The sequence below is a fragment of the Chthoniobacterales bacterium genome (assembly GCA_036569045.1).
Taxonomy (GTDB): domain Bacteria; phylum Verrucomicrobiota; class Verrucomicrobiia; order Chthoniobacterales; family JAATET01; genus JAATET01.
On record DATCRI010000022.1, the window covers coordinates 1 to 22,174 of the forward strand.

Below are 22,174 nucleotides of genomic sequence, written 5' to 3' on the forward strand. Positions count from 1 at the left end.
AGGTTCACCGTCTCTTGGCGCGATCGGTCGGTGAATCCCGGAAGGCGAGCAGGCGCAGGCCGTTCAGACAGACCAGCACGGTGCTGCCTTCGTGCCCGACGACGCCAAGCGGCAGGGGAAGCGCAAACCCGAAGGCGGAGATGACGAGCAGCACGATCACGCCGATGGCAAAGGCCAGGTTTTGCCAGACGACGCGACGGGCCTGCCGACTGATCGCGATGGCGAAGGGAATGTGTTGGAGGTTGTCTCCCATCATCACCACGTCGGCGGTTTCCATCGCGACATCCGTGCCTGCGGCGCCCATGGCGACGCCGACGGCCGCCGTGGCCAGCGCTGGGGCGTCATTGACTCCGTCGCCCACCATTGCCACGGGTCCGCGGGTCGAAAGCTCGCGGACGATGCTCACCTTGTCGCCGGGCAGGAGCCCCGCCCGAAACTCATCCACGCCCGCCTGGCGCGCGATGGCCGCCGCGACCCGTTCGTTGTCGCCCGTGAGCATGACCACATGCTCGATGCCGAGCTCGTGGAGCTGTCGAACCGTCGTCGAAGCGCTCGGGCGCAACACGTCGGCAATCGCGATGGCGCCCCAGATGCGCCCGCCGTCGTCGTGAATCTCGCCGACAAGAATGCCGGTCTTTCCGGCGTCGTGGAGGACATCGAGACGCGCGTCGAGCTCCGCCGGACACGCGATCTGGCGGGCCGCGAAATAGCGGCGATTCCCAATGGCGATGCGCCGGTTGCCAACGGTGGCGCAGGCGCCTTTTCCAACCGTCGATTGAAAGTCCGCGCACGGCGTAAGCGGAAGCCCGCGGCGGGTGGCCTCCTTGACGATGGCGGCCGCGAGCGGGTGCTCCGACTTCGCTTCCACGGCCGCGGCGAAGCTCAGCAGCGTGGATTCCTCGAGGCCTGGCTCGTGCAGAACGATGTCCGTCACGACGGGCCGGCCTTCCGTCAGTGTGCCGGTCTTATCCAGCGCGACGATCCGGATGACGGCCATTTGCTCGAGGTGAGCCCCGCCCTTGAAAAGAACGCCGTGCCGGGCGGCGCCCCCGATCGCAGAAAGGATCGAGGCGGGCGTGCTGATGATCAGCGCGCACGGCGACGCGACGACCATCACCGTCATCGCGCGGTAGAACGTCTCGTCGAAGGGCTTTCCAAACAGCAGCGGCACCGCGATGAGCGCGAGCGTGAAGAGAACGATGCCGCTTGCGTAGAATTGCTCGGCGCGGTCGAGCGCCTGCTGGGTGGTCGCCTTTTCGCTCTGCGCCTTCTCGACCATGCGAATGAGCTTCTCGATGGCGGAATCTCTCGCGAGCCGGGTGACACGGGTCTCGAGGCCGCCGCCCTGGTTGGTGGTGCCGGCAAAGACGGGCTGCCCGGTCCGTTTCAGAACGGGGATCGATTCCCCCGTGAGCGAGGATTCGTCGATGGCGCTCTCGCCCTCGACGATGACCGCATCGAGCGGAATGTTCTCACCGGGGCGCACGAGCACGATGTCCCCGATGACGAGCCGATTGATTGGGAGGAGTTGGTGGCGGCCGTCGCGGCGGGTAAGAGCCTCGTCGGGACGCAGCTTCATCAGCGAATGGATCGCCCGCCGCGTGCGGTCGATGGCGTAGGCCTGGAGCACGTTCGAGAGCGAAAAGAGGAACAGCAGCATGGCGCCCTCGAACGGATGGTCGACGACGGCCGCGCCGAGGGCGGCGAGGACCATGAGAACGTCGACATCGATGCGTCTTTCCCGCAGCGAACGAATGCCCGCCTGCACTCCGAACGCGCCGCCGGCGGCGTAGGCGAGGACATAGAGGAAGTTCGCCCAGGGATGGGGAAAGCCGGGAGCGTGATGGCCGGCCCATCCGCCCAGCAGGAAAAGCAGCGTCAGGGCGGTGCAGAGAATCTGCAGGCGTTCGCGGGAGATTGGCGGCCTTGATTTTTGAGGAAGGCCGATCGTGGGCTCAGCAGGAATGGCAGACATTCACCTCGACCGCGTTCTGCGGTTAGAGGAACCCGCGGGCCGGGATTTTCGATCCGCCCACGACCGGACCACCAGCACCGGGCACTCGGCCTGCCGCACGACGCGTTCCGTGGTGCTCCCGATCAGCAAACGGTGGAGGCCCGTGTAACCGTGCGTCGCCATGATGATGAGATCCGCTCCCAAAGCTTTGGCGGCCTTCAGGATCTCGACGGACGGGACGCCCTCGCGAATCTCGCAGTCTGTTTTGATGCCCTCCAGTTGCTCGACCTGCAACGTGCCCAGTTCACGGGTGACGCGCTCCCTCACCGCGAAGAGCGTATCCCCCGCGTAGCTTCCCTGACGTTGGAAATAGACGTCGCCCTCGGGGAAGATGTGATGAAGGACGTGGAGCAGGCACAGCGTGGCCCCGGTGAGTCCGGCCATCGATCTCGCGTAGGCAAGGGCCGGCCGGCCAGCCTCGGAAAAATCGATGGGCACGAGAATTTTTTGGATGGCGAACGGCTTTGCGAGTGCCCTGGGACGAGGGCGGGACGCCTGTCGGCGCTCGACCGGCGAGGGACGGGAAGGTTTTTTCGTTTTCATGGATCGTCGCGGGAGGTCACGAGCCTAATCTGCCGCGGCGACCGGCCGCCCGCTCGCCTTCAATTGCGGCAATTGCACCGCGGCTTGCTCGACCGGTTTCCTGCTTTACGCAATCAGTCAGTCGCCGCATGATCAGCCTGTCTCCGCAAGCTTCCCACCGCTGGTTTTCGGAAGGTCGTGCGGTTGAAAATCCCGGCTCCCCGAACCATGACGCCTTCGGCCGAAATCGAAGATCCTCTCGAAGCTTCGCTCGCCGAGCCTTCATTGATTCCGGCTCTCAAGGAATTGCAGGACCTGAAGGACGCCCTCGACGCGCATTCGATTGTCGCCATCACGAACGCCCGCGGACGCATCACCTATGTGAACGAGAAGTTCTGCGAGATTTCGAAATTCAGCCGGGAGGAGCTGCTCGGGCAGGATCATCGCATCATCAATTCCAGCTTCCACCCGCCGTCGTTTTTCCACGAGCTGTGGACGACGATCGGGCAGGGGCGTGTGTGGAAGGGGGAGATCCGCAACCGGGCGAAGGACGGCTCGCACTACTGGGTGGCAACCACGATTTTTCCGTTCGTCGACGCTGCGGGAAAGCCCACGCAATACATCGCCATCCGCACGGACATCACCGCCCGCAAGCGCGACGAGGAGCAGCTCGCGGAACTGGCGCGAAATCTCACGGAGAAGAACAAGGAGCTCGAGGCCATCGTCTACGTGGCCTCGCACGATCTCCGCTCGCCGCTGGTGAACATCCAGGGCTTCTCCCGGGAGCTGCAGGATTCCTGCGAGCGAGCCCGCACCCTGCTGGCCCCCGGGTTGTTGCCGCGGGAAGTGCAGGACAAGCTCGAAACGATCCTCGGGGCAGAGGTCTCCGAGGCGATGGAATACATCCTCGCCGGCGTCACGAAGATCGACACGCTTCTCGCGGGTTTCCTGCGCTTTTCGCGCCTCGGCCGCGCCGCGATGAACATCGAGCCACTCGACATGAACGCCATGCTCTCCGACATCTCGCTCGCGATGGAATTCCAGCTGAAGGAAGCCGGGGCCGTGCTCGAGATCGACGACCTGCCGCCCTGCCTCGGCGATGCGGGGCAGACCAACCAGGTTTTCTCCAACCTTCTCGACAATGCGCTGAAATACCGAAGTCGCGACCGTGCCTGCGAGATCCATGTCTTCGGGCGCGTGCAGAACGGAGTCGCCACGTTTTCCATGCGGGACAACGGCATCGGAATCGCGTCTGAACATCAGGCGAAGATTTTCGAGATTTTCTACCGGCTCAATCCTACGGCTTCGCAGGGCGAGGGCCTCGGCCTCACCATCGCACAGCGCATTCTCGAGCGTCAGGACGGCCGCATCACCGTGGAATCCGAACCCGATGTCGGGAGCACGTTTGTGCTGACGATGCCCGCCGCTACCCTCGGAACGAAATGAGCAAGCCGTCGGATGTCGTCATTCTCATCACGGACGATGATCCCGGCCACGTGCGGTTGATCGAACGGAACCTGAAGCGTTCGGGGCTGCGCAATCCGGTCGAGCGGTTCGAGAATGGCCAGGAGATCCTCGATTTTCTGTTCTGTCGGGGCCGCCGCCAGCGGGCGAGGGATCTTCGCTACCTGCTCCTGCTCGACGTTCGCATGCCGCAGGTCGACGGGGTCGAGACGCTGCGACGGATCAAGTCCGATCCCGAGTTGAAGAAGCTGCCGGTGATCATGCTCACGACGACGGACGATCCGCGCGAGGTCGAGCGCTGCCACGCCCTCGGCTGCAACACCTACATCGTGAAGCCGGTGGACTCCGAAAGATTCTTCGAAACCATCAATCTGCTCGGCCAGTTCATCGCGCTCATGCAGGTGCCGGAAGTGCAGACCCGATTCCCCGAATGAAGAACGCCTCACTCTTCGTGGTGGATGACGATCCCGGCGTGCTGCGCCTCGTGAAAACGGCGCTCGAGCGGGCGGGCTTTCCGGTGGCCGCGGCGGCGTCCGGGATGGCGGCCCTCGAATGGCTGGGCGAGCACCGGGCTGACCTGCTCCTTCTCGATTTGAAACTCCTCGATCTCGAGGCCCGCGAAGTGATTGCCCGTCTGGAGGAGCAGGGGCGGCTGCCGGCTTTCATGATCATCACCGGGCAGGGTGACGAACGCGTCGCGGTGGAGATGATGCAGCGCGGCGCGATCGACTACGTCGTGAAGGACGGCGACTTTCTGGAATTTCTTCCCGCCCGGGTGACCCGTGCGCTCGAGCAGATCGAGAAGGACCGGCGACTGGAGCAACTCGAGCGCGAGGTCCTGCAAATCAGCGAGGCCGAGCAGCGGCGCATCGGCCAGGATTTGCACGACAGCATCTGCCAGCGCCTGATCGGCATCGAGCTCCAGTGCCATCGACTCGAGCAAAGGATCGGCCGCCGTTCGAAGATGTTCGCCGTTCAGATGGCCGAGATCTCCCGCCATGTCCGCGAGGTTGCCGCGCAGACGCGCTCGCTTGCGCACGGGCTTTCCCCACTCGTAATGGGCGCCGAGGGGCTGACGGATGCCCTGCGCGAGTTTGCGGAGAACACCGGCAGCATGTTCCGCGTGACCTGTCGGTTCGAGAATCCCACGCCGCTCACCCTCGAGGATTTCGGCGCGGCGACGCATCTGTATCGGATTGTCCAGGAGGCCGTGACGAATGCGATCCGGCACGGCAAGGCGACGTCGATCGAGATCCGGATCGACGAAGGTCCGGACGGAATATGCCTCCGGATTTCGGACGATGGCCGCGGCTTCGGCCAGCCGACCCCCGACAAGTTCGGGATGGGCCTCCGCATCATGCAGTATCGCGCGAACCAGATTTCGGCCGATCTGTCGGTTGCGTCGCTGTCCGTCGGCGGAGTCGTGGTCACCTGCACCATGCCGCGCAAAAGCCACGCGTCCCTTTTCTCGCCATGAACCGCCGCAACTCCGGCCCTCGGACCAAAATTCTCATCGTGGACGACCATCCGATGATCCGTGAAGGCCTCGGACAGTTGATTGCCGACGAGGCGGATCTCGAGACCTGCGGCGAGGCGTCCACCGCGGATGAAGCGCTCGAGATGGCGCTGGCCCGGCAACCCGCCCTGGTCGTGACGGACATCAGTCTTCCCGGAAAAAGCGGATTGGAACTCACGAAGGATCTGCTCGCGGCACAGCCGAAGACGCTGGTGATGGTGCTCTCGATGCACGACGAACTGGTCTATGCCGAGCGAGTGCTTCGGGCCGGAGCACGAGGTTACGTGATGAAGCAGGAAGGCGGCAAACGCATCATGGAAGCCATTCGCAGCGTGCTCGCGGGCAAGGTGGCGGTGAGTCCGAAGATGGCGGCGCGGCTTCTCGAGACATTTTCGGGTCGTCGCTCGACCGAAGGGGCGTCCTTTACCGAAAGGCTGACCGACCGCGAACTCGAGATTTTCCGGCATCTGGGACGCGGGCGGGGGACGCGGGACATCGCCACGGCGCTGCATATCAGCCCGAAGACGGTGGAGGCGCATCGAGCTAACATCAAGGCGAAGCTGAAGATCGGCACTCACGCGGAACTGATCCGGCGGGCGGTGCAGTGGACCGACCAGCACGCCGGCGCCGAGGGCTGATGCGCTGGCCTAGGGTTTTTCCCGAGTGCGTCTCGGGAATTCGCGGATTCGCGGATGGGGTGAGCCCCAATTGTCGGAAAAACTACCGCGGCGGTAGCATCCGGGCATGAATCGGAAGCGGAACCGACTCACGTGCCCGGCGATGGTCGGACGCGGCTTCGAGACGATCATTCCCTCGCCAGAATCTTTCCTGTGCGAGGCGATGAAAATCGGCGCCGTTTCCGCAGCGCCCGTTCGAGCCGTTTCCGGCAACATCCGATGAATACGGTCCTGGTTGCCACGCTGGTCGACTCCGCCATCTATCGGGACTACGCGCGCGCGTGGCGGGTCGCCACTGGCATGCCGTTGCAGTTCATCGCGGCGGAGGCCTGGAATTATGCCGCGGGTCCGGCCTCGAAACGCACGCCACTCTGCGCGCTCATCGAGAGCCACTCGTCCACGTGCGCGGTGTGGCTACAGGCCCGTGCCCGGCTCCTGCGCGAGGCCGCCGCCGGCCCGTGCACCCGCATCTGCTCCTTTGGGCTTTGCGAGACGGCAGTCCCCGTCCGGCTGGGCGAGACGACGATTGGATTTCTCCTCACTGGGCAGGTGCTGCGCGAGGCGCCCAGCGAAAAGTCGTTCCAGGAATTTCGAAGACGTGTCGGGCAGACGGCGGCCAGCATCAGCCCGGAAAGGTTGCGCGAGGCATATTTTCAAACGCCGGTCGCCGGTGCCAAGGTGCAGCGTGCCGCCCTGCATTTGCTCGTGATCTTCGCCGAGCATCTCGCGTCGCTGGCGAACCAGATCGTGCTCGATTCCACGCATGCGGAGCCGCATGTGCTCCAGCGGGTGAAGACCTACATCAACGACCATCTCGACGAGGAGGTTTCGCTCGACGAACTGGCCCGGCACATCGGGAGCAGCAAGTTCTACATCTGCAAGTTGTTCAGACGCAGTATGGGTATCACGTTCACGGAATATCGCGCGCGCCGCCGGGTGGAGCGCGCGAAGGCGCTCCTGCTGGAGCAGAATCGCCGGGTGAGCGAGGTCGCCTACGACGCGGGCTTTCAATCACTCACGCACTTCAACCGCATTTTTCGGCGGTTCGTCGGCACGTCGCCGTCCGACTTTCGCGAGCATCTGGCCCACGCCTGAGCGCTCTGCGAATTACTCGCGGCCCTCGCTTTCGAAGGTGGGTCCGTTCGAATGGATGAAGAAGCGCGGCTCCATTACCGGAGGGGCGATGTGGCCGTTCTTGGGAGCGTGATCGGCGAGCGATGGGGCGCCGGGCGTCGGAGGGGAATCTGCTCGTGGCTTGCTGCGCGCCATGTGCCAGCCCGCTCGATGAAGATAGACCGAGATCCGGCTCTCCTCGACGAGGACATATTCGGTGAGGTTGCGTTGCAGGAGCGCCGCCAGTCGGGCGTAGCGTCGGGCTTTCACCCGGTGGATGAATCTGGATATGGGGTTCATCGCTTGAATCCTCCGTGGTGTGATTGGCGGGAGGGGATGCCGCCGTGATCAGGTTTCGGTTTCCGATACGCGGGTATTCTGGCCGCCAGCTGGGGGCGCGACCGCCCCGATCTTGCCGAATGTCTCGCGTGGATTGGCTCGAGTGCCCGAGGCGTCCCGCCGGGGGGGAATCGGGATCAGGTTTTGAGCGGATAGGGCAGGGCGACCGAGTGATGCCTGCCGCGCAGCCGTGGAAGCGACTCCTCGCAGATGAGTTCGAACTCGCGGCACAGCTCGCGGATTGTCTGCGCCAGCTCTCCGCTGGAGATCGGCTTGAGGAGGAAGTCCGCCATCACGTTCGCGATCTCGTCGTCGCGGGTGACGGCGTCGGCCTCATCGGCGACGACCAGCACGGGGAACCCGGGTTCGCTCTCGGCAAGGAGTTTCAAGAGCGATGGCCCCGGCTGGTCGAAATCCAGATCGATAATGGCGAGGGCGACGTCGCGGGTGTCGCCTGCGAGAATGCGGACGGCGTCCGGATATTCGCGGATGCGGCGCAGGCCGTGGGAAGTCTCGAGAATGGCGTCCGTGGCGATCTGCTCGAGTTGGGGATCGCTGGTGGCGAGAAGAATGATGGCGCGTTGCATGGCGGGAGAGGGGATTCCAAACGCAGCCTCGCGCTGGCCGGCTTTTCTCACTCTCCGCGACTTGTCGAATGATCCGCCTGGATTGTTCTCAGGGCCGGCCGCGCTCGATTCGCCACCAGGCCGGAAGCAGGAGCCGCGTGCGAGTCTCGTGAAAACGACGGTCGATCAGCAGCGCGGCGCCGCGATCGGTCTCGGTGCGAATGAGCCGGCCAACGGCCTGGAGGACACGCTGCATCCCCGGGAAGCGATAGGCGAAATCGAAACCGGCGCCGCGCGTGGCCTCGAAATGCGCCTGGAGGGCGTCCCGCTCGAGCGAGAGCCGCGGGAGCCCGATCCCGACAATGCTCACCCCGACGATTCGCTCCCCGGGAAGATCGATGCCCTCGGAAAAAATCCCCCCCAGCACGGCGAGACCGACGGCATTGCCCGCAGCGGCGAAGTTCGCCAGGAACTCGTCGCGGCTGGCTTCGTCCATCGAGGCCGCTTGCGTGACCGTCGGCAAGCCGAGGGCGTCCAGGGCTTCGGCAAGGTCGTCGAGATACGAGAACGAGGGCGTGAAGACGAGGTGGTTGCCGGGATGGGCGCGAACGTGGGCCGCGACATCGCGGGCGACGGCGACGAGCGAGGCGGCGCGGCCCCTGAAGGTCACGTCGTGACCGAGGATCGTAACGGGCATCTGCGCGGGGTCGAACGGCGAGGGGAGCGCGAGCGTCGGGTCCTCGTCGCGACCGCCAAGAAGCTGATGGAAGTAATCGGTCGGGGAAAGCGTCGCCGAGAAAAAGATCGCGGCCCGCAGCTCGTCGAGGGTTTTGCGCAGATGCGCCGATGCATCGACGCAGAAGAGCGTGACCTCCCGTCGGCGGGGATCGAGCAGCGTGCGAAAATTTTCGTCGAAGAGGTCCGCCGCGCGCAGGAAAGCCAGCATCGCAAACCACGGCTCGAGCCATGTGCTGAGATCGGTGCCGGCATCCTGCTCGGCGAGAAAATCCTCGATCGCGCCGACGCCCGCCCGGAGCGTCTCGATGAGCGCTGTGGGATGCCCGGTCGTGGCGATCGCGCCGTCGTGGTAATCGCGCGCGGGAAGGGCGGACGCCGGGGCGCTGGCGAGAAGGGTGTCGATGGCTCGGGCGGCGGCGACGAAGGCGCTGCGGGCTCGGCGACTGCCGCTGCCCTTGATCGGGGCGCGGGGTGCCTCGAACATCTCCGCCGCGATCGTCGCGGAATACATTTCGCGGCTGCGATCGACGAGATTGTGCGCCTCGTCCACGAGGACGACGTGGCTCGTTCCGCCCTCGGCAAAATGCCGCTGCAGCCGGGCGGTGGGATCGAACACGTAGTTGAAATCGCCGATGATCACGTCGGTCCAGTTCGAAGCGTCGAGGGAGAGTTCGAACGGGCAGACCGTGTGCTTGCGGGCGATTTCCTCGATGCCCGGGCGATCGATCCGGCCCCGCTCGAGCAATTCGCGAAGCGCGGGCTTGTAGCGGTCGAAATACCCCGCCGCGTAAGGGCAGGTGCGCAGATCGCAGCCCGACGGGGACTCGCTGAAGCAGATCTTGCGTTTCGCGGTGAGGCTGATGCTGCGCAGTCGGGCGCCGGCCGCCCGCAGGTGATCGAGCGCTTCCTCCGCCGCGTGACGGCCGGGCGTCCTGGCGGTGACGTAGAAAATCTTGCCGTCGTGGAGCGGCAGGGCTTTCGCCGCGGGGAAAAGCGTGGCGAGCGTCTTCCCTGTGCCGGTCGGCGCCTCCGCGAACAGCCGGCCGCCGTCGCGAATGGTGCGATAAACCGCGGCCGAGAAACTGCGCTGGCCGGGACGAAAGCCGCCGAGCGGGAAGGCCATTGCGGTGACGCTTTCGTCGCGGGCCCTGCGCCAGGCGGCCTGCGGGATCAGCCAGTCGAACCACAGATCGAGCGTCACCGCGAGATACGTGGCGAGCGCATCGGCCGTCTCGACCTCGTGGAACGGCGTCTCGGCATCGGTGTCGAGATCGAGGTAGGTGAGCTGCGTCTCCACCTGCGGCCAGGCATTCGCCTCGGCGAGCAGTGCGGCGTAGATGCGGAGTTGCGCACGGTGGAGGGGATCGGGAACGCCGGGCCATGCTCCCTCGACGGTCTTGATCTCTTCCACGCGAGGCGGCGTTGCCGTCTCCCACACGCCGTCGACGCGGCCGACGAGGCGCAGCGTTACGCCGGCGCGTTCGAACGTCTTCTCGATCGCGAGCTCGGCGCGGTAGTCGTCCCCGCGGGATCGCTGCACGCGGCGGTGTCCCTTCGTGCCTTCGACGGCGCGATTCGCAGCGAGGAATTTCCCGTCACCGCCGAGGCCGCCCGTGCGATACGCGAAATCCACGAACTCCCGCACCGGGATGCTGAAGGTCGAATCGGCCATGCGGAAGAAAGGGTCGGAAGAGGCGATTCCCGACGCGGCGAGGGCCACTTCCCGAGCGGGAGAGGTTGGCTACCCGACATGGATTCGAACCATGAATAAAAGCTCCAAAGGCTTCTGTGTTACCGTTACACCATCGGGTAAGTGCGAAAACTTCTACGCGAACTCCCTTCTCACCGCAACGCCCAAAACCGCCGCCGTAACTGATGTCCAAAAAACTGCGCAACCGCTTTATCGCGCTCTTCTGCCTGCTCGCCTTCGTCGGAGCGGGCTTTCTCTTTTACACGAACTGGGTCGTCCAGCGGCCGTTCGCGATCATCCTTTTCATCGGTGACGGACTCACCACCGGCATGCTCGCACCGGCCCGGATTTACAACGATGGCGCGCAGAGCCGCCTCGAACTCGAGCGCCTGCCGCACCTCGCGCTTCTGACGACCTACGCGAACGATTTTGCCGTTCCCGATGCCGCCGCCGCCGCCAGCGCCCTGGCCACCGGCCGCAAGGTGAACAATCGCGTGCTCTCGCTCGACGCGGCGGGCAAGCCGCTCACGTCCATCGTCGATCTCGCGCAGAAAAGCGGGCGTTCCATTGGCCTCGTCTCGAACGCCTCGCTCACCGATGCCACGCTCGCGGCCTTCTACGCGAAGACCGCCGACCCGCTCGATCATCAGTCCATCGCCGACCAGCTCGCCGCCGCGGATTTCGATCTGCTGCTCGGCGGCGGCTCCGACGATTTTCTTCCCGAGTCCAAGGAAGGCCGCCGCACCGATGGCCGCGATGTGATGCTCGCGTTTCGCAAGCGTGGCTACGACATCGTGACCAATCGCACCGAGCTGCTCGAGATTCCCGCCTGGCGCGCGCCGCGCGTGTTCGGCGTCTTCCAGCACGGCAACCTCGAGTTCGCCGACGTTTCCGACCGCGATGGCTCGCAGCCCTCGCTCGCCGACCTCGTGCGGCAGGCGATCTCGCGTCTGCAATACAATCCCAAGGGCTACCTTCTGGTCGTCGACGCCGGACTGATCGCCAAGGCCGCCCACAGCAACGAAGGCGAACGCATGATGCGCGAGATCGTCGAGCTCGATCGGGCGGTCGGGGCCGCCCTCCAATACGCGGGAGACAAGGCGCTCATCATCGTCACCGGCAAGCAATCCGTCGGCGGCTTCCGCATGAACGGCTACCCCTTCAAGAACGATCGCGGGATGTCCGTGATCGGCATCAATCCCCAGACGCTTCCGTTCATCACGTGGTCCACCGGCCCCGGCGGCGCCGTGCCGAAAGACGCCGCCTCGCCCGATCAGCCTGAAAAGCCCGCCGAGCCCTCGGCCGTGCGGACCTCCGCCGCCATCGGCGTCGCCGAGGACGTCATCGCCATCAGCACCGGGCCGGGATCCGAGAAACTTCAGGGCTTCAAGGACAACACCGACGTCTTCCGGACGATCTCGGACAACCTCTAGCGCCGGACGACGGCCTCGATCTGGCCGTGCGGCTCGTCCTGCGGTGTGAACGTGATGTTCGGATTCTCCATGCCAAAGGAGGAGAGATTCGCCGTGAAGTAGTGCTTGTTCGGCATCCTGATCGAGATCTCGTCGATCTCCGGCGCGGCGGCGAGAGCGGCCTCACCCATCTCGAAAAGGGTGCGCTGGACGGATGGGCTGAAATTTCTGGCGAAGATTTCGAGCAGCGCGGTGAGCACTCGCGCGTTGGCCGCGGAGAAGTCGCCGGCCTCGGCGCCAAATTTCCAGCTCGTCTCGATGACCGTCGAAAGGATGCGGTCGGTCGCGTCCTGCAGAGTGGTGAATTCCGTATGGTCGAAGTTCACGAAGGCGGAGTTCGTGGAATTCAGCACGAGCAGGCCGCGGATGCCGGATTCCAGCTCCTGGCTGACGCGGGAGATCGTGAGGCGGGTGAAGGGCTCACCGAGCGGAGAGGCGTGGAAGGAATGCGGTGCGGGCCGGCCGGCAATCGTCATGCGCTCCCAGCGGCGTTCGCGGAGTTCGATATGCACGACGTCCACATGAGCGTGGCGGGCGAGAAAATGGCGGCCGAGGACGAGGGCGAAATCCTCGATGCCGGGGCCGAGGTGCTGGTGGGCGAGAGCGATGATCGTATTTTTGACCGTGTCGGTGGCGACGATCTGCGTGTTGTCTTCGCTGAGGAAGGAGCGCTCGAAAGCGCCCTCGAGCAGGGCGTCGGCGGAAATTTCCACGACGGATTGCCGGCCGTTTTCCTCGACGCTCTTGCGCAGCACGCGAACCTTCTGCTTGCCGTATCGGTTGGTTCCCAGGGTAGCCATGGCGGTTTCTTGACAACAAAGCGCGTCACACGCGATCAAAAGATTGGCGATGGCGCGGGCGGGCGGTAGAAGTTTCTCCCCGATGAAGGATTCAAGCCAATGACGGTGGCGGAGTTGAATGAGGCATCGGAAGACGATTTTTGCGCCGCCCTCGACGGCATCTGGGAGCATTCTCCCTGGATCGTGAAAGCGGCGGCCGCGGCGCGGCCTTTTGCGGATGTGGAGTCCCTCGACGCGGCCATGTGGGCTGCGGTCGAAGCCGCGGGGCGGGACGACCAGCTGGCGCTCCTGCGGGCGCATCCGGACCTTGCGGGAAAACTGGTGCTGGCTGGCGGGCTCACCCGCGAATCGGCCAGCGAGCAGGCTTCCGCCGGGCTGGATCGGCTCACCAAAAGCGAGTTCAAGGCGTTCAATGCCTGGAACGAACGCTACCGGCAGCGCTTTGGCTTCCCCTTCATCCTGTGCGTGCGTGGGAACAACAAAAATGCCATTCGCGCAGCTTTCCGCCAGCGTTTGAGTCAACCGCTCGCCGTGGAATTCGCCACGGCCCTCGCGGAAGTGCGGAAGATCGCTGATCTGCGCCTGCGTGATCGGATTACGGCATGAGTGCAAGGCTGAGCACTCACGTCCTCGATCTCGTGCGCGGCGGTCCGGCACCGGGCATGCGCATCGACCTGGTCGACGACACCGGTGCGATCGTCAAAACGGCGATGACGAACGCGGATGGCCGCACGGAGGCGCCGATGCTGGGACCGGACGAAATGCGGGAGGGAGTCTTCGAGCTGCGTTTTCATGTCGCCGCGTATTTCGGGGTCGCCGAGGGCTTTCTCGAGATCGTGCCGGTGCGTTTTCGCATTACGGACGCGGCGCAGTCCTACCATGTCCCGCTGCTCTGCACGCCGTGGAGTTACAGCACGTATCGCGGAAGTTGATGAGCGATCCGCGTATCGACGCCTGGCTCGACGAACTGGCCACGATCACCGACGAACCGCCCGGGCTCACCCGCACGTTCCTGTCTCCGGCGCTCGAGCGCGCAAAGGACGTCCTCGCCGGCTGGATGACGGCCGCCGGCCTCACGGTTCACGAGGATGAGGCGGGGAACCTGATCGGACGCTACGACTGCGGCGATCCTGCCGCGGGCACGCTGGTCTGCGGATCGCACCTCGATAGCGTCCGCAATGCGGGGCGCTTCGACGGACCGATGGGCGTGGTCGTGGGCCTCCTCGCGGTGGAGCGCGCCGTGGCCGCCGGGCCGCGCGTGCATCTCGAGGTGGCGGCCTTCTCCGACGAGGAGGGTGTGCGCTTCCAGACGACCTATCTCGGCAGCCGAGCCTACACCGGTCGCCTCGGCGCAATGGAGCGCGGCTGCGCGGATCGGAACGGCATCACCGTCGCCGAGGCGATGGCGGCGCACGTTCCGCGTTTTCCGGCTCCGCCGCCCCGCCGGTTGCTCGGTTACGTCGAAGCGCACATCGAGCAGGGGCCGGTGCTCGAGGCGGAGAATCTCGCGCTTGGGGTGGTCACGGCGATTGCCGGCCAGACGCGCGCGCGGGTCACGCTCACCGGTCGCGCGGGTCACGCGGGCACCACGCCGATGACTCTGCGCCGCGATGCGCTCGCCGGGGCGGCGGAATGCGTGCTGCTCATCGAGGAGATGGGGCGAGCCGCCGGCGGACTGGTGGCCACGGTCGGGCAGTTGGAAATCCCGGCCGCGGCGAGCAACGTGATCCCGGGCGAGGTGTGGTTCACGATCGACATTCGCGACGCGGACGATGCGACGCGGCAGCGCTTTTCCCGGGAGCTGTTTGCGGAGATCGAGACGCGGATGGCGCGGCGCGACCTCGCGGTGCGCATCGAGATTCCGCTCGAGGCGCCGGCGGCAAGATGTTCTCCGCGACTCTGCGAGGCGCTCGCGAAGATCGTGGAGCGGCATCAGCCGCGCTGCCCGCGGTTGGTCAGCGGCGCCGGTCACGATGCGGTTGCTCTGGCCGAGGTGACGGAGGCTGCGATGCTTTTCGTGCGCTGTCGCGGGGGCCTCAGCCATCATCCGGATGAATTCGCCGCGACGGCGGACATCGCGTTGGCCGTGGACGTGCTTTCCGAGTTCCTGAGAAATTTTTCGGCATGATGGATCTGGTCATTCGCAATGGAAGTGTGCTCACCGACGGAGCTTTCGCTGCGGTCGACGTGGGCGTTGAGAACGGCGTCATTTGCGAGATCGCGCCCTCGATTTCTTCCGGGGGGCGCGAGGAGATCGACGCCGGCGGCCGGCTGGTGCTGCCAGGCGTCGTGGATGCCCACGTGCATTTCAACGAGCCGGGCCGCACCGAGTGGGAGGGATTTGCGACCGGCTCACGCTCGCTCGCGGCGGGTGGGGGAACGGCGTTCGTCGACATGCCGCTCAACGCCGCGCCGCCGACGATCGACCGCGAGTCGTTCGAACTGAAGCGGGCTGCCGGCGAGGCGTCGTCCGTGCTGGATTTCGCGCTGTGGGGCGGATTGATCCCGGAAAACCTCGATCGACTCGAGGAACTTGCGGCCTGTGGCGTCGTGGGCTTCAAGGCCTTCATGATCGACAGCGGCATTGCGGATTTTCCGGGTGTGGATGCCGGCGTTCTGCGCGAGGGAATGAAGGTGGCGGCGAAGCTCGGGCTGCCCGTTGCCGTGCATGCCGAGGACTCGGCAATCGTTGCGCAGATGACCGCGGAAGTGATGGCGGCCGGCCGTCGGGATGTGAGGGCCTTTCTCGATTCGCGCCCGGTGGCCTCGGAGGTCGAGGCGGTGCGCGTGGCCCTCGATCTCGCGGGCGAGACCGGCTGTGCGCTGCATGTGGTCCATTTGAGTTCGTCACCGGCGGTGGCTCTCGTCGCCGAGGCGCGCGCCGCGGGACGCGATGTCACCTGCGAAGTATGCCCGCACCATCTGCTGCTCGACGAGCGGGCGATGTTCCTTCACGGCGCCATTGCGAAGTGCGCGCCGCCTCTGCGCGACGGAGCGACGCGCGAGGGCCTGTGGCAGGACGTGCGGGCTGGACGCGTAGATTGCATCGGCTCCGACCATTCGCCCGCGCCACCCGACATGAAACAGGGCGACGACATGTTCGCCGTCTGGGGCGGCATCATGGGGTGCCAGCACGGGTTTCTTCTGCTGCTCGATCAATGCGGCGCCGATCTGGCGACCGTGTGGGACCTCGTTTCGGCCCGGCCGGCGACGCGCTTTGGACTTGGCGACCGAAAAGGACGCATCGCCATCGGTTGTGACGCGGACGTGATTCTTGTCGAGCGGACGGAGCCGCGGCGGATCACCACCGAAGACCTGCTCTACCGCCACCGCACTTCGCCCTATGTCGGCCTTGAAATTGCCAGCCGCGTGGCGCGATCCTTGCTGCGAGGAAGGGACGTTTCCCCCGGCGGCCAGAGCCTGCCCCCTGGCGGCGGACGTTTTTTACCTCGAATTCTATGATGGCTTTTGGCGAGACCCGCACCCGGATTGGTAGCAGACATGCCCTGATCGCACCCGACGGGCTGGTGCCGAGCACGCTGCCGGGGGTTTCCGGTGCCGTGGCGAACGTGATCATTTCTCCGGCAATGGGGGCGAACCTCACCCAGTTGCTGCTGACGTTTTCGCCGGGCGGCCGGGCGGAATTTGCCGAGGCCGGGATCGAGACGTGTCTCTACGTGATGAGCGGAAAATGCACCGCCAGCGCCGGCGGGACCTCCCAGGTGCTCACGGAAGGCGGCTACGTCTTCGTCCCGGCGGGCACTCCGCTGGTTCTCGCGAAGCCCGGCAAAGGCACGCGGGTGACCGTTTTTCAAAAGCGCTTTGTTCCGCTCGCGGGCGTGGCCGCGCCGGAGGTCTGCTTTGGAAATGCCGCGGAAGTCGAGGGACTGCCGTTCCTTGGCGACCCCGATGCCCGATTGAAAACCCTGCTGCCGGATGGGCCGGCCTTCGACATGGCGGTGAATCTTTTCACTTACCAGCCCGGCGCGCGGTTGCCATTCGTCGAGACGCACATCATGGAGCACGGCCTCATCATGCTCACGGGCGAGGGGGTTTACCGGCTCGAGGATGCCTGGTATCCGGTGGCCGCCGGCGACGCCATCTGGATGGCGCCCTATTGCCCGCAATGGTTCGTCGCGATGGGCAAATCACCCGCAAGCTACCTCTACTACAAGGACGTCAATCGCTCCCCGATGCCATGAGCGTCGCTGCCGACGTGCTCCAGGGCGAGATCGACGCGCTCGCCGCCATCACCTCCGATCCGCCGCCCGCGGTCACCCGCGTGCTCTTTTCGCCGGAGGACCTCGCGGCCCGCGCGTGGCTGCGGGAGAAGCTCATCGCCGCCGGCCTCACGATTCACGAGGACGCGGTCGGCAACATCTTCGCGCGCTGGATCGGCACCGAACCGGAGTTGCCCTCCGTGGCCACGGGCTCGCACACGGACGCGATTCCCAATGCCGGGCGATTCGACGGCGTCGTCGGCGTGCTCGGGGCGCTGGAGGCGGTGCGCACGCTTCAGCGCGAAGGATTTCAGCCCCGGCGCTCGATCGAGATCGTGATGTTCACGGCGGAGGAGCCCACGCGTTTTGCTCTCGGTTGCCTCGGCAGTCGCTTGCTCGCCGGCGCCCTCGACGCGGAGACCGTCGCCACGCTTCGCGATCCCGAGGGGCGATCGCTGGAGGACCTCCGACTCGCCGCCGGATGCTCGGGCGCGCTCGAATCCGTGCGGCTCGCGCCTGGACATTTCCATGCGTTTCTGGAGCTGCACATCGAGCAGGGGCCGCTGCTCGAGCGCGAGGGATTTGATATCGGCGCCGTGGAGAAGATCGCCGCGCCGGCCGCGTTCCGCGTGCACATCGAGGGCGAGGGCGGTCATGCCGGGGCGGTGCTCATGCCCGGCCGCCGCGACGCCTCGCTGGCCGCGGCGGAACTCGCGCTCGCCGTCGAGAAGGCCGCGCTGGAGTCGGGAAGCGCGGACACCGTGGGCACGACGGGCGTCTTTCGCATCGAGCCAGGCGCGATCAACAGCGTGCCGGCGCGGGCGATGCTCGAGATCGATTTGCGCGACACCGGCCTCGCCACGCGCGACCGCGCCGAGACGGCCATCCGGGCCGCCGCGGAGGCCATCGCCGCCCGGCGCCGGGTGGCGATCAGGATCGACGTCATCAATTCCGACGCGCCCGCGACCTGCGATCCCGGGCTTGTCGCCACGGTCGCCGCGGCGGCGGATGCCCGCAGCTATAGCGTTTCCCGGATGATCAGCCGGGCGTATCACGATTCGCTTTTCATGGCCCGCATCTGTCCGACGGTCATGATCTTCATCCCGTGCCGGAACGGATGGAGCCACCGCCCGGACGAATTCTCGAGCACGGAGGCCACCGCGAAGGGCGTGCGCGTGCTCGCCGATTCCCTGCGAACGATCGCCGCGTAATTTGAGCTGCTGGTTTCGAACCGTCGTATGAGTGCCTCCCGTAGTTCGCGCGTTGTCCGTTCGGATCATTTTGCTGTCACGGTGAATGGCGTTCGTCGCGAGGTGCGGGGGCTGTCTTCGCAAACGACGTTGCTCGACTGGCTCCGCGAATCCGGCCTCACCGGCACGAAGGAAGGCTGCGCCGAGGGAGATTGTGGCGCGTGCACCGTTGCGCTCGTCGACCGGGACGCCGCGGGCCGACCGACCTACCGGGCGGTGAACAGCTGCATCGCGCTACTCCCGATGTTTGCCGATCGCGAGGTCGTCACGGTCGAGGGCCTCGCGAAAGCGGGCGAACTCCATCCCGCGCAGGCCTGCATGGTGCGCAACTTCGGCTCGCAATGCGGCTACTGCACGCCGGGCTTCGTCATGTCGATGTTCGAGGGCGCCTACCGTCCCGGAATGGACAATCCAGCCGCCGTTGCGGATCAACTCTGCGGCAACCTCTGCCGCTGCACCGGTTATCGACCGATCCGCGATGCCGCCCGCGAGCTTTACGCAAACCCCTGCGACGATGCCTTTGCCGCCCGCCTGCGGAAGCCCGTGCCGCCGCCCTCGGAGCTTGGTTACGAGACGAAGGCCGGCGCCTTTCTGCGACCGACCACGCTCCCGGAACTGCTCGCGTTGCGGGCCGCCCATCCGGAGGCCGTGCTTGTCGCCGGGGCCACCGAGATCGGCGTCGAGATCAACAAGCGCGCCCGACAGATTCCCCTCCTGATTTCTCTCGAAGCCATCGAGGCCCTCCGCGAATGCCAGGCCGACGAGGCGCAGTGGGAACTCGGCGCTGCCGCGACGCTTACACAGATCGAGGAGGCGCTGGCCGGCGAATATCCCTCGCTCACGGAGATGTTTCCCGTCTTCGCATCGCGCCAGATTCGGAATCGCGCCACTCTCGGCGGCAATCTCGTGACCGCTTCGCCGATCGGTGACAGCGCGCCGGTGCTGCTCTCGCTCGGTGCTTCCGTTCGGCTCGTTTCCGCTCGCGGGGAACGCGTGGTCCCGCTCGCCGCGTTCTTCACCGGCTATCGCAAAACCATGCTCGCGCCCGACGAAGTGATGGCGTCGGTCCTGATCCCGCGGGGCCTGCCCGCGGGCGTGAATTCCCGCCGGGCCCGTTTCCTGAAGGTCTCCAGGCGCGTCGAGATGGACATCAGCATTGCGGCCGCGGCGTTTTGCATCGATTTCGACGAAGCCGGGACCATTCGGGGGGGGCGTCTCGCGTTTGGCGGCGTGGCTGCCAGTCCCGCGCTCGCGTCTCAGGCGGGCGACGCGTTGATCGGCCGCAAACTCGATGACGCAACCGTTGAAGCCGTCGCCGACATTCTCGCGAAAACCTTTTCCCCGATCACCGATGCCCGCGGCACCGCGGAGTTTCGCGCGGATCTCGTCGTCGGTCTCTGGCGGAAATTCGCTTCGAACGAACCCTCGGAAGAACTGCCCGCGGTAGAGGCCGGGGCACGCTGGGACAACGACGATCGCTCGCGTGGCCTCACGCACGAGAGCGCCGTCGGCCACGTCACCGGTGCCGCGCAATACGTCGAGGACATCGCGCTGCGTCGCGGGGGAATGCTCACGCTCTGGCCGGTGTGCGCGCCCTTCGCTCACGCGCGCATTCGCCGAATCGATACCTCTGCGGCCGAGGCCATGCCCGGCGTCTCTGCGGTGCTCACCGCGGCCGACGTTCCGGGCGTTAACGATGTCGGCTGCTCTCGCCCGGACGAAATCCTCCTCGCGGATCAGACCGTGGAATTCCACGGCCACATGGTCGCGTGCGTCGTCGGAGAATCCGAGATCGCCTGCCGTGCCGCCGCGCAGGCCATCGTCGTCGACTACGAGCCGCTTGCCCCGGTGCTCACGATTGCCGCCGCGATCGCGGCGGAGAGCTACCACACGGAGGCGAACTTCATCCGGCGCGGCGACGCCGTTACCGCGTTGGCGGCGGCTCCGCGGAAGATCACCGGCGAGTTCGATCTCGGCGGGCAGGAGCATTTCTACCTCGAGTCGCACGCCGCCTGGGCCGAGGTGCTTCCGGACGACGGTGTGTTCGTCAGCAGTTCCACCCAGCATCCGACCGAGATCCAGATCATCGTCGCGCGGGTACTCGGCCTGCAGCGCAATGAAGTCGTCGTCGAAGCGCCGCGCATGGGCGGGGGATTCGGCGGCAAGGAAACGCAGGGGAACACGTGGGCCGCGCTGGCCGCAATCGCTTCGTGGAAGACGGGCCGTCCGGTTCGCGTGCAGCTCGATCGCGATCTCGACATGCAGCTCACGGGCAAGCGGCACCCGTTTCACGCGAAGTTCGAGATCGGCTTCGACGCCGAGGGCCACGTGCTTGCTGCGAAGGTCGAGCTGGTCTCGAACGGCGGCTGGTCGCTCGACCTTTCCATGCCGATCACCGATCGCGCGCTCTTCCATCTCGATAACGCCTACTATCTCCCGGCGGTGGAGTTCTCCGGCCGCGTCGCGAAGACCAATCTCGTCTCGAACACCGCCTTTCGCGGCTTCGGCGGGCCGCAGGGCATGCTGATCATCGAGGAGATCCTCGACCGCGTCGCCCGGTCGCTCGGCCTCCGCCCGGAGGTCGTGCGCGATCGCAATCTCTACCGGGGAACTGGGGAAACGAACACGACGCACTACGGCCAGGAAATCGCCGACAATCGCATTCGCACGATCTGGGACGGCGTGCTCGCGGATTCCGATTACGAGCGCCGGCGCGCGGAGGTCGATGCCTGGAATGTGGCGCACCCGATGCGCAAGCGCGGGCTTGCCATCACGCCCGTCAAGTTCGGCATTTCCTTCACCTACACGCCCTACAACCAGGCCGGGGCGCTCCTGCTTGCCTACGTCGACGGCAGCGTGCAGGTGAACCACGGCGGCACCGAGATGGGGCAGGGGCTCCACACCAAGATCCTCGGCATCGCCATGCGCGAGCTCGGCCTGCCCGCCAGCCGGCTGCGGCTGATGCCCACGCGCACCGACAAGATTCCCAACACGTCGGCGACCGCCGCGTCGAGCGGAGCGGACCTCAACGGCGCGGCCGTGCGCAACGCCTGTCGCGAGTTGAAGGCGCGCCTGCGCCCGCTCGCCGCCGAGATGCTCGATGCGCCCACCGATGCGGAAATGATCCTCGCCGACGGCAACGTGAGTTTTTCGCACGATCCGGCGCACACGATCCCGTTCGCCGAGCTTTGCGACACCGCCCACCGCATGCGCGTGTCGCTCTCGGCCACGGGATTCTACAAGACGCCCGAGATTCACTGGGACCGCGCCGCCGGCAAGGGACATCCGTTCTACTACTACGGCTGCGGAGCAGCGGTCAGCGAAGTGGAGGTCGATGGCTGGACCGGCGGCCATCGCGTGCGCCGGGTGGATATCCTTCACGACGTCGGCGAATCGCTGAATCCGAGCGTCGATCGCGGCCAGATCGAGGGCAGCTTCGTGCAGGGCATGGGCTGGCTGACGCGCGAGGAGTTGCTCTGGAATGCCGAGGGACGACTGCTCACGCACAGCGCCAGCACCTACGCGATTCCCGCCTACAGCGATGCGCCGGCCGACTTCCGCGTGCGTCTGCTGCCGAATGCCGCGCAGGAGGGCGTCGTCCATGGCAGCAAGGCCGTCGGCGAGCCACCGCTCATGCTTGCGATCTCGGTGCGCGAGGCGATTCGCGATGCGGTGGCCGCCTTCGGAACGCCCGGCGGCCCGGTCGAACTGGCCTCGCCCGCGACCGGCGAGGCGATCCATTTCGCGATCCGGCGACGCTTGCCGCCGCGCTGAACGGAGGACAAAGTTGCGC

The 22,174-nt window shown here is 65.9% G+C and carries 19 protein-coding genes and 1 tRNA gene; 13 read left to right on the forward strand and 7 right to left on the reverse strand.

Going from position 1 to position 22,174, the window contains the following annotated elements; translation table 11 throughout:
• Positions 1-4: 4 nt before the first annotated feature.
• The gene (locus VIM61_05005) at positions 5-1,975 is read right to left on the reverse strand and encodes a heavy metal translocating P-type ATPase (GenBank protein HEY8899749.1); all 1,971 of its coding nucleotides are present in this window, start codon (positions 1,973-1,975) and stop codon (positions 5-7) included.
• On the reverse strand, positions 1,976-2,557 hold the full coding sequence (locus VIM61_05010; protein ID HEY8899750.1) for a universal stress protein: 582 nt from the start codon (positions 2,555-2,557) through the stop codon (positions 1,976-1,978).
• Positions 2,558-2,764: 207 nt separating this feature from the next.
• Between VIM61_05010 and VIM61_05015 the strand changes: the two genes are divergently transcribed.
• The 5 genes from VIM61_05015 to VIM61_05035 all read left to right on the forward strand — a co-directional run bounded on the left by VIM61_05015 (position 2,765) and on the right by VIM61_05035 (position 7,288).
• Positions 2,765-3,982, forward strand: coding sequence for an ATP-binding protein (locus VIM61_05015; GenBank protein ID HEY8899751.1), 1,218 nt, complete (start codon positions 2,765-2,767; stop codon positions 3,980-3,982).
• The gene (locus VIM61_05020; protein HEY8899752.1) at positions 3,979-4,434 is read left to right on the forward strand and encodes a response regulator; all 456 of its coding nucleotides are present in this window, start codon (positions 3,979-3,981) and stop codon (positions 4,432-4,434) included. The genes VIM61_05015 and VIM61_05020 overlap by 4 nt, the downstream gene beginning before the upstream one ends.
• Positions 4,431-5,477: a response regulator gene (locus tag VIM61_05025; protein HEY8899753.1), complete on the forward strand. Its 1,047-nt coding sequence runs from the start codon at positions 4,431-4,433 to the stop codon at positions 5,475-5,477. Before VIM61_05020 ends, VIM61_05025 begins: the two co-directional genes overlap by 4 nt.
• A gap of 38 nt (positions 5,478-5,515) precedes the next feature.
• Positions 5,516-6,154, forward strand: a complete 639-nt coding sequence (locus tag VIM61_05030) for a response regulator transcription factor (protein HEY8899754.1) — start codon at positions 5,516-5,518, stop codon at positions 6,152-6,154.
• 258 nt (positions 6,155-6,412) lie between these two features.
• Positions 6,413-7,288 carry a helix-turn-helix domain-containing protein gene (locus VIM61_05035; protein ID HEY8899755.1) on the forward strand — a complete coding sequence of 292 codons (876 nt, stop codon included), beginning with the start codon at positions 6,413-6,415 and terminating at the stop codon, positions 7,286-7,288.
• Positions 7,289-7,300: 12 nt separating this feature from the next.
• On the opposite strand, the gene VIM61_05040 is transcribed toward VIM61_05035, so the two are convergent.
• The 4 genes from VIM61_05040 to VIM61_05055 form a co-directional block, all read right to left on the reverse strand.
• Positions 7,301-7,606, reverse strand: a complete 306-nt coding sequence (locus tag VIM61_05040; GenBank protein ID HEY8899756.1) for a hypothetical protein — start codon at positions 7,604-7,606, stop codon at positions 7,301-7,303.
• A 176-nt stretch (positions 7,607-7,782) separates the two neighbouring features.
• Complete coding sequence (locus VIM61_05045; protein ID HEY8899757.1) at positions 7,783-8,232, reverse strand: hypothetical protein; 450 nt, start codon at positions 8,230-8,232, stop codon at positions 7,783-7,785.
• An 88-nt stretch (positions 8,233-8,320) separates the two neighbouring features.
• Positions 8,321-10,621, reverse strand: coding sequence for an ATP-dependent DNA helicase (locus VIM61_05050; GenBank protein ID HEY8899758.1), 2,301 nt, complete (start codon positions 10,619-10,621; stop codon positions 8,321-8,323).
• Positions 10,622-10,687: 66 nt separating this feature from the next.
• Positions 10,688-10,761, reverse strand: a tRNA-Gln gene (locus VIM61_05055).
• A 63-nt stretch (positions 10,762-10,824) separates the two neighbouring features.
• Between VIM61_05055 and VIM61_05060 the strand changes: the two genes are divergently transcribed.
• A complete protein-coding gene (locus tag VIM61_05060) occupies positions 10,825-12,072 on the forward strand; it encodes an alkaline phosphatase (protein HEY8899759.1) in 1,248 nt (415 codons plus the stop codon).
• Here VIM61_05060 and pucL read toward each other — a convergent pair.
• A complete protein-coding gene (gene pucL, locus VIM61_05065) occupies positions 12,069-12,911 on the reverse strand; it encodes a urate oxidase (protein HEY8899760.1) in 843 nt (280 codons plus the stop codon). The two genes, VIM61_05060 and pucL, sit on opposite strands and share 4 nt — an antisense overlap.
• A 99-nt stretch (positions 12,912-13,010) precedes the next feature.
• Between pucL and uraD the strand changes: the two genes are divergently transcribed.
• Genes uraD through xdhB form a run of 7 tightly spaced genes read left to right on the forward strand, consistent with a single transcriptional unit; the run spans position 13,011 to position 22,155 of the window.
• Positions 13,011-13,517, forward strand: coding sequence for a 2-oxo-4-hydroxy-4-carboxy-5-ureidoimidazoline decarboxylase (gene uraD / locus VIM61_05070; GenBank protein ID HEY8899761.1), 507 nt, complete (start codon positions 13,011-13,013; stop codon positions 13,515-13,517).
• On the forward strand, positions 13,514-13,843 hold the full coding sequence (uraH, locus tag VIM61_05075; GenBank protein ID HEY8899762.1) for a hydroxyisourate hydrolase: 330 nt from the start codon (positions 13,514-13,516) through the stop codon (positions 13,841-13,843). The genes uraD and uraH overlap by 4 nt, the downstream gene beginning before the upstream one ends.
• Complete coding sequence (locus VIM61_05080; GenBank protein HEY8899763.1) at positions 13,843-15,039, forward strand: M20 family metallo-hydrolase; 1,197 nt, start codon at positions 13,843-13,845, stop codon at positions 15,037-15,039. Before uraH ends, VIM61_05080 begins: the two co-directional genes overlap by 1 nt.
• Positions 15,036-16,373, forward strand: a complete 1,338-nt coding sequence (gene allB / locus VIM61_05085) for an allantoinase AllB (protein ID HEY8899764.1) — start codon at positions 15,036-15,038, stop codon at positions 16,371-16,373. The genes VIM61_05080 and allB overlap by 4 nt, the downstream gene beginning before the upstream one ends.
• On the forward strand, positions 16,370-17,113 hold the full coding sequence (allE, locus tag VIM61_05090) for a (S)-ureidoglycine aminohydrolase (GenBank protein HEY8899765.1): 744 nt from the start codon (positions 16,370-16,372) through the stop codon (positions 17,111-17,113). The genes allB and allE overlap by 4 nt, the downstream gene beginning before the upstream one ends.
• On the forward strand, positions 17,110-18,342 hold the full coding sequence (locus VIM61_05095; protein HEY8899766.1) for a M20 family metallo-hydrolase: 1,233 nt from the start codon (positions 17,110-17,112) through the stop codon (positions 18,340-18,342). The genes allE and VIM61_05095 overlap by 4 nt, the downstream gene beginning before the upstream one ends.
• Before the next feature lie 27 nt (positions 18,343-18,369).
• Entirely contained in the window at positions 18,370-22,155 is a 3,786-nt protein-coding gene (gene xdhB, locus VIM61_05100) for a xanthine dehydrogenase molybdopterin binding subunit (protein ID HEY8899767.1), read from the forward strand.
• Positions 22,156-22,174: the final 19 nt, after the last annotated feature.

Excerpts from the sequence above, each read along its gene's own strand:
- VIM61_05035 (HEY8899755.1), top strand. The coding sequence starts at position 6,413 with ATGAATACGGTCCTGGTTGCCACGCTGGTCGACTCCGCCATCTATCGG.
- VIM61_05040 (HEY8899756.1), bottom strand. The coding sequence starts at position 7,606 with ATGAACCCCATATCCAGATTCATCCACCGGGTGAAAGCCCGACGCTAC.
- uraH (HEY8899762.1), top strand. The coding sequence starts at position 13,514 with ATGAGTGCAAGGCTGAGCACTCACGTCCTCGATCTCGTGCGCGGCGGT.
- pucL (HEY8899760.1), bottom strand. The coding sequence starts at position 12,911 with ATGGCTACCCTGGGAACCAACCGATACGGCAAGCAGAAGGTTCGCGTG.
- VIM61_05045 (HEY8899757.1), bottom strand. The coding sequence starts at position 8,232 with ATGCAACGCGCCATCATTCTTCTCGCCACCAGCGATCCCCAACTCGAG.
- VIM61_05050 (HEY8899758.1), bottom strand. The coding sequence starts at position 10,621 with ATGGCCGATTCGACCTTCAGCATCCCGGTGCGGGAGTTCGTGGATTTC.
- VIM61_05010 (HEY8899750.1), bottom strand. The coding sequence starts at position 2,557 with ATGAAAACGAAAAAACCTTCCCGTCCCTCGCCGGTCGAGCGCCGACAG.
- VIM61_05015 (HEY8899751.1), top strand. The coding sequence starts at position 2,765 with ATGACGCCTTCGGCCGAAATCGAAGATCCTCTCGAAGCTTCGCTCGCC.
- VIM61_05095 (HEY8899766.1), top strand. The coding sequence starts at position 17,110 with ATGAGCGTCGCTGCCGACGTGCTCCAGGGCGAGATCGACGCGCTCGCC.
- VIM61_05020 (HEY8899752.1), top strand. The coding sequence starts at position 3,979 with ATGAGCAAGCCGTCGGATGTCGTCATTCTCATCACGGACGATGATCCC.
- VIM61_05080 (HEY8899763.1), top strand. The coding sequence starts at position 13,843 with ATGAGCGATCCGCGTATCGACGCCTGGCTCGACGAACTGGCCACGATC.
- allE (HEY8899765.1), top strand. The coding sequence starts at position 16,370 with ATGATGGCTTTTGGCGAGACCCGCACCCGGATTGGTAGCAGACATGCC.
- VIM61_05005 (HEY8899749.1), bottom strand. The coding sequence starts at position 1,975 with ATGTCTGCCATTCCTGCTGAGCCCACGATCGGCCTTCCTCAAAAATCA.
- xdhB (HEY8899767.1), top strand. The coding sequence starts at position 18,370 with ATGAGTGCCTCCCGTAGTTCGCGCGTTGTCCGTTCGGATCATTTTGCT.
- VIM61_05025 (HEY8899753.1), top strand. The coding sequence starts at position 4,431 with ATGAAGAACGCCTCACTCTTCGTGGTGGATGACGATCCCGGCGTGCTG.
- VIM61_05060 (HEY8899759.1), top strand. The coding sequence starts at position 10,825 with ATGTCCAAAAAACTGCGCAACCGCTTTATCGCGCTCTTCTGCCTGCTC.
- allB (HEY8899764.1), top strand. The coding sequence starts at position 15,036 with ATGATGGATCTGGTCATTCGCAATGGAAGTGTGCTCACCGACGGAGCT.
- uraD (HEY8899761.1), top strand. The coding sequence starts at position 13,011 with ATGACGGTGGCGGAGTTGAATGAGGCATCGGAAGACGATTTTTGCGCC.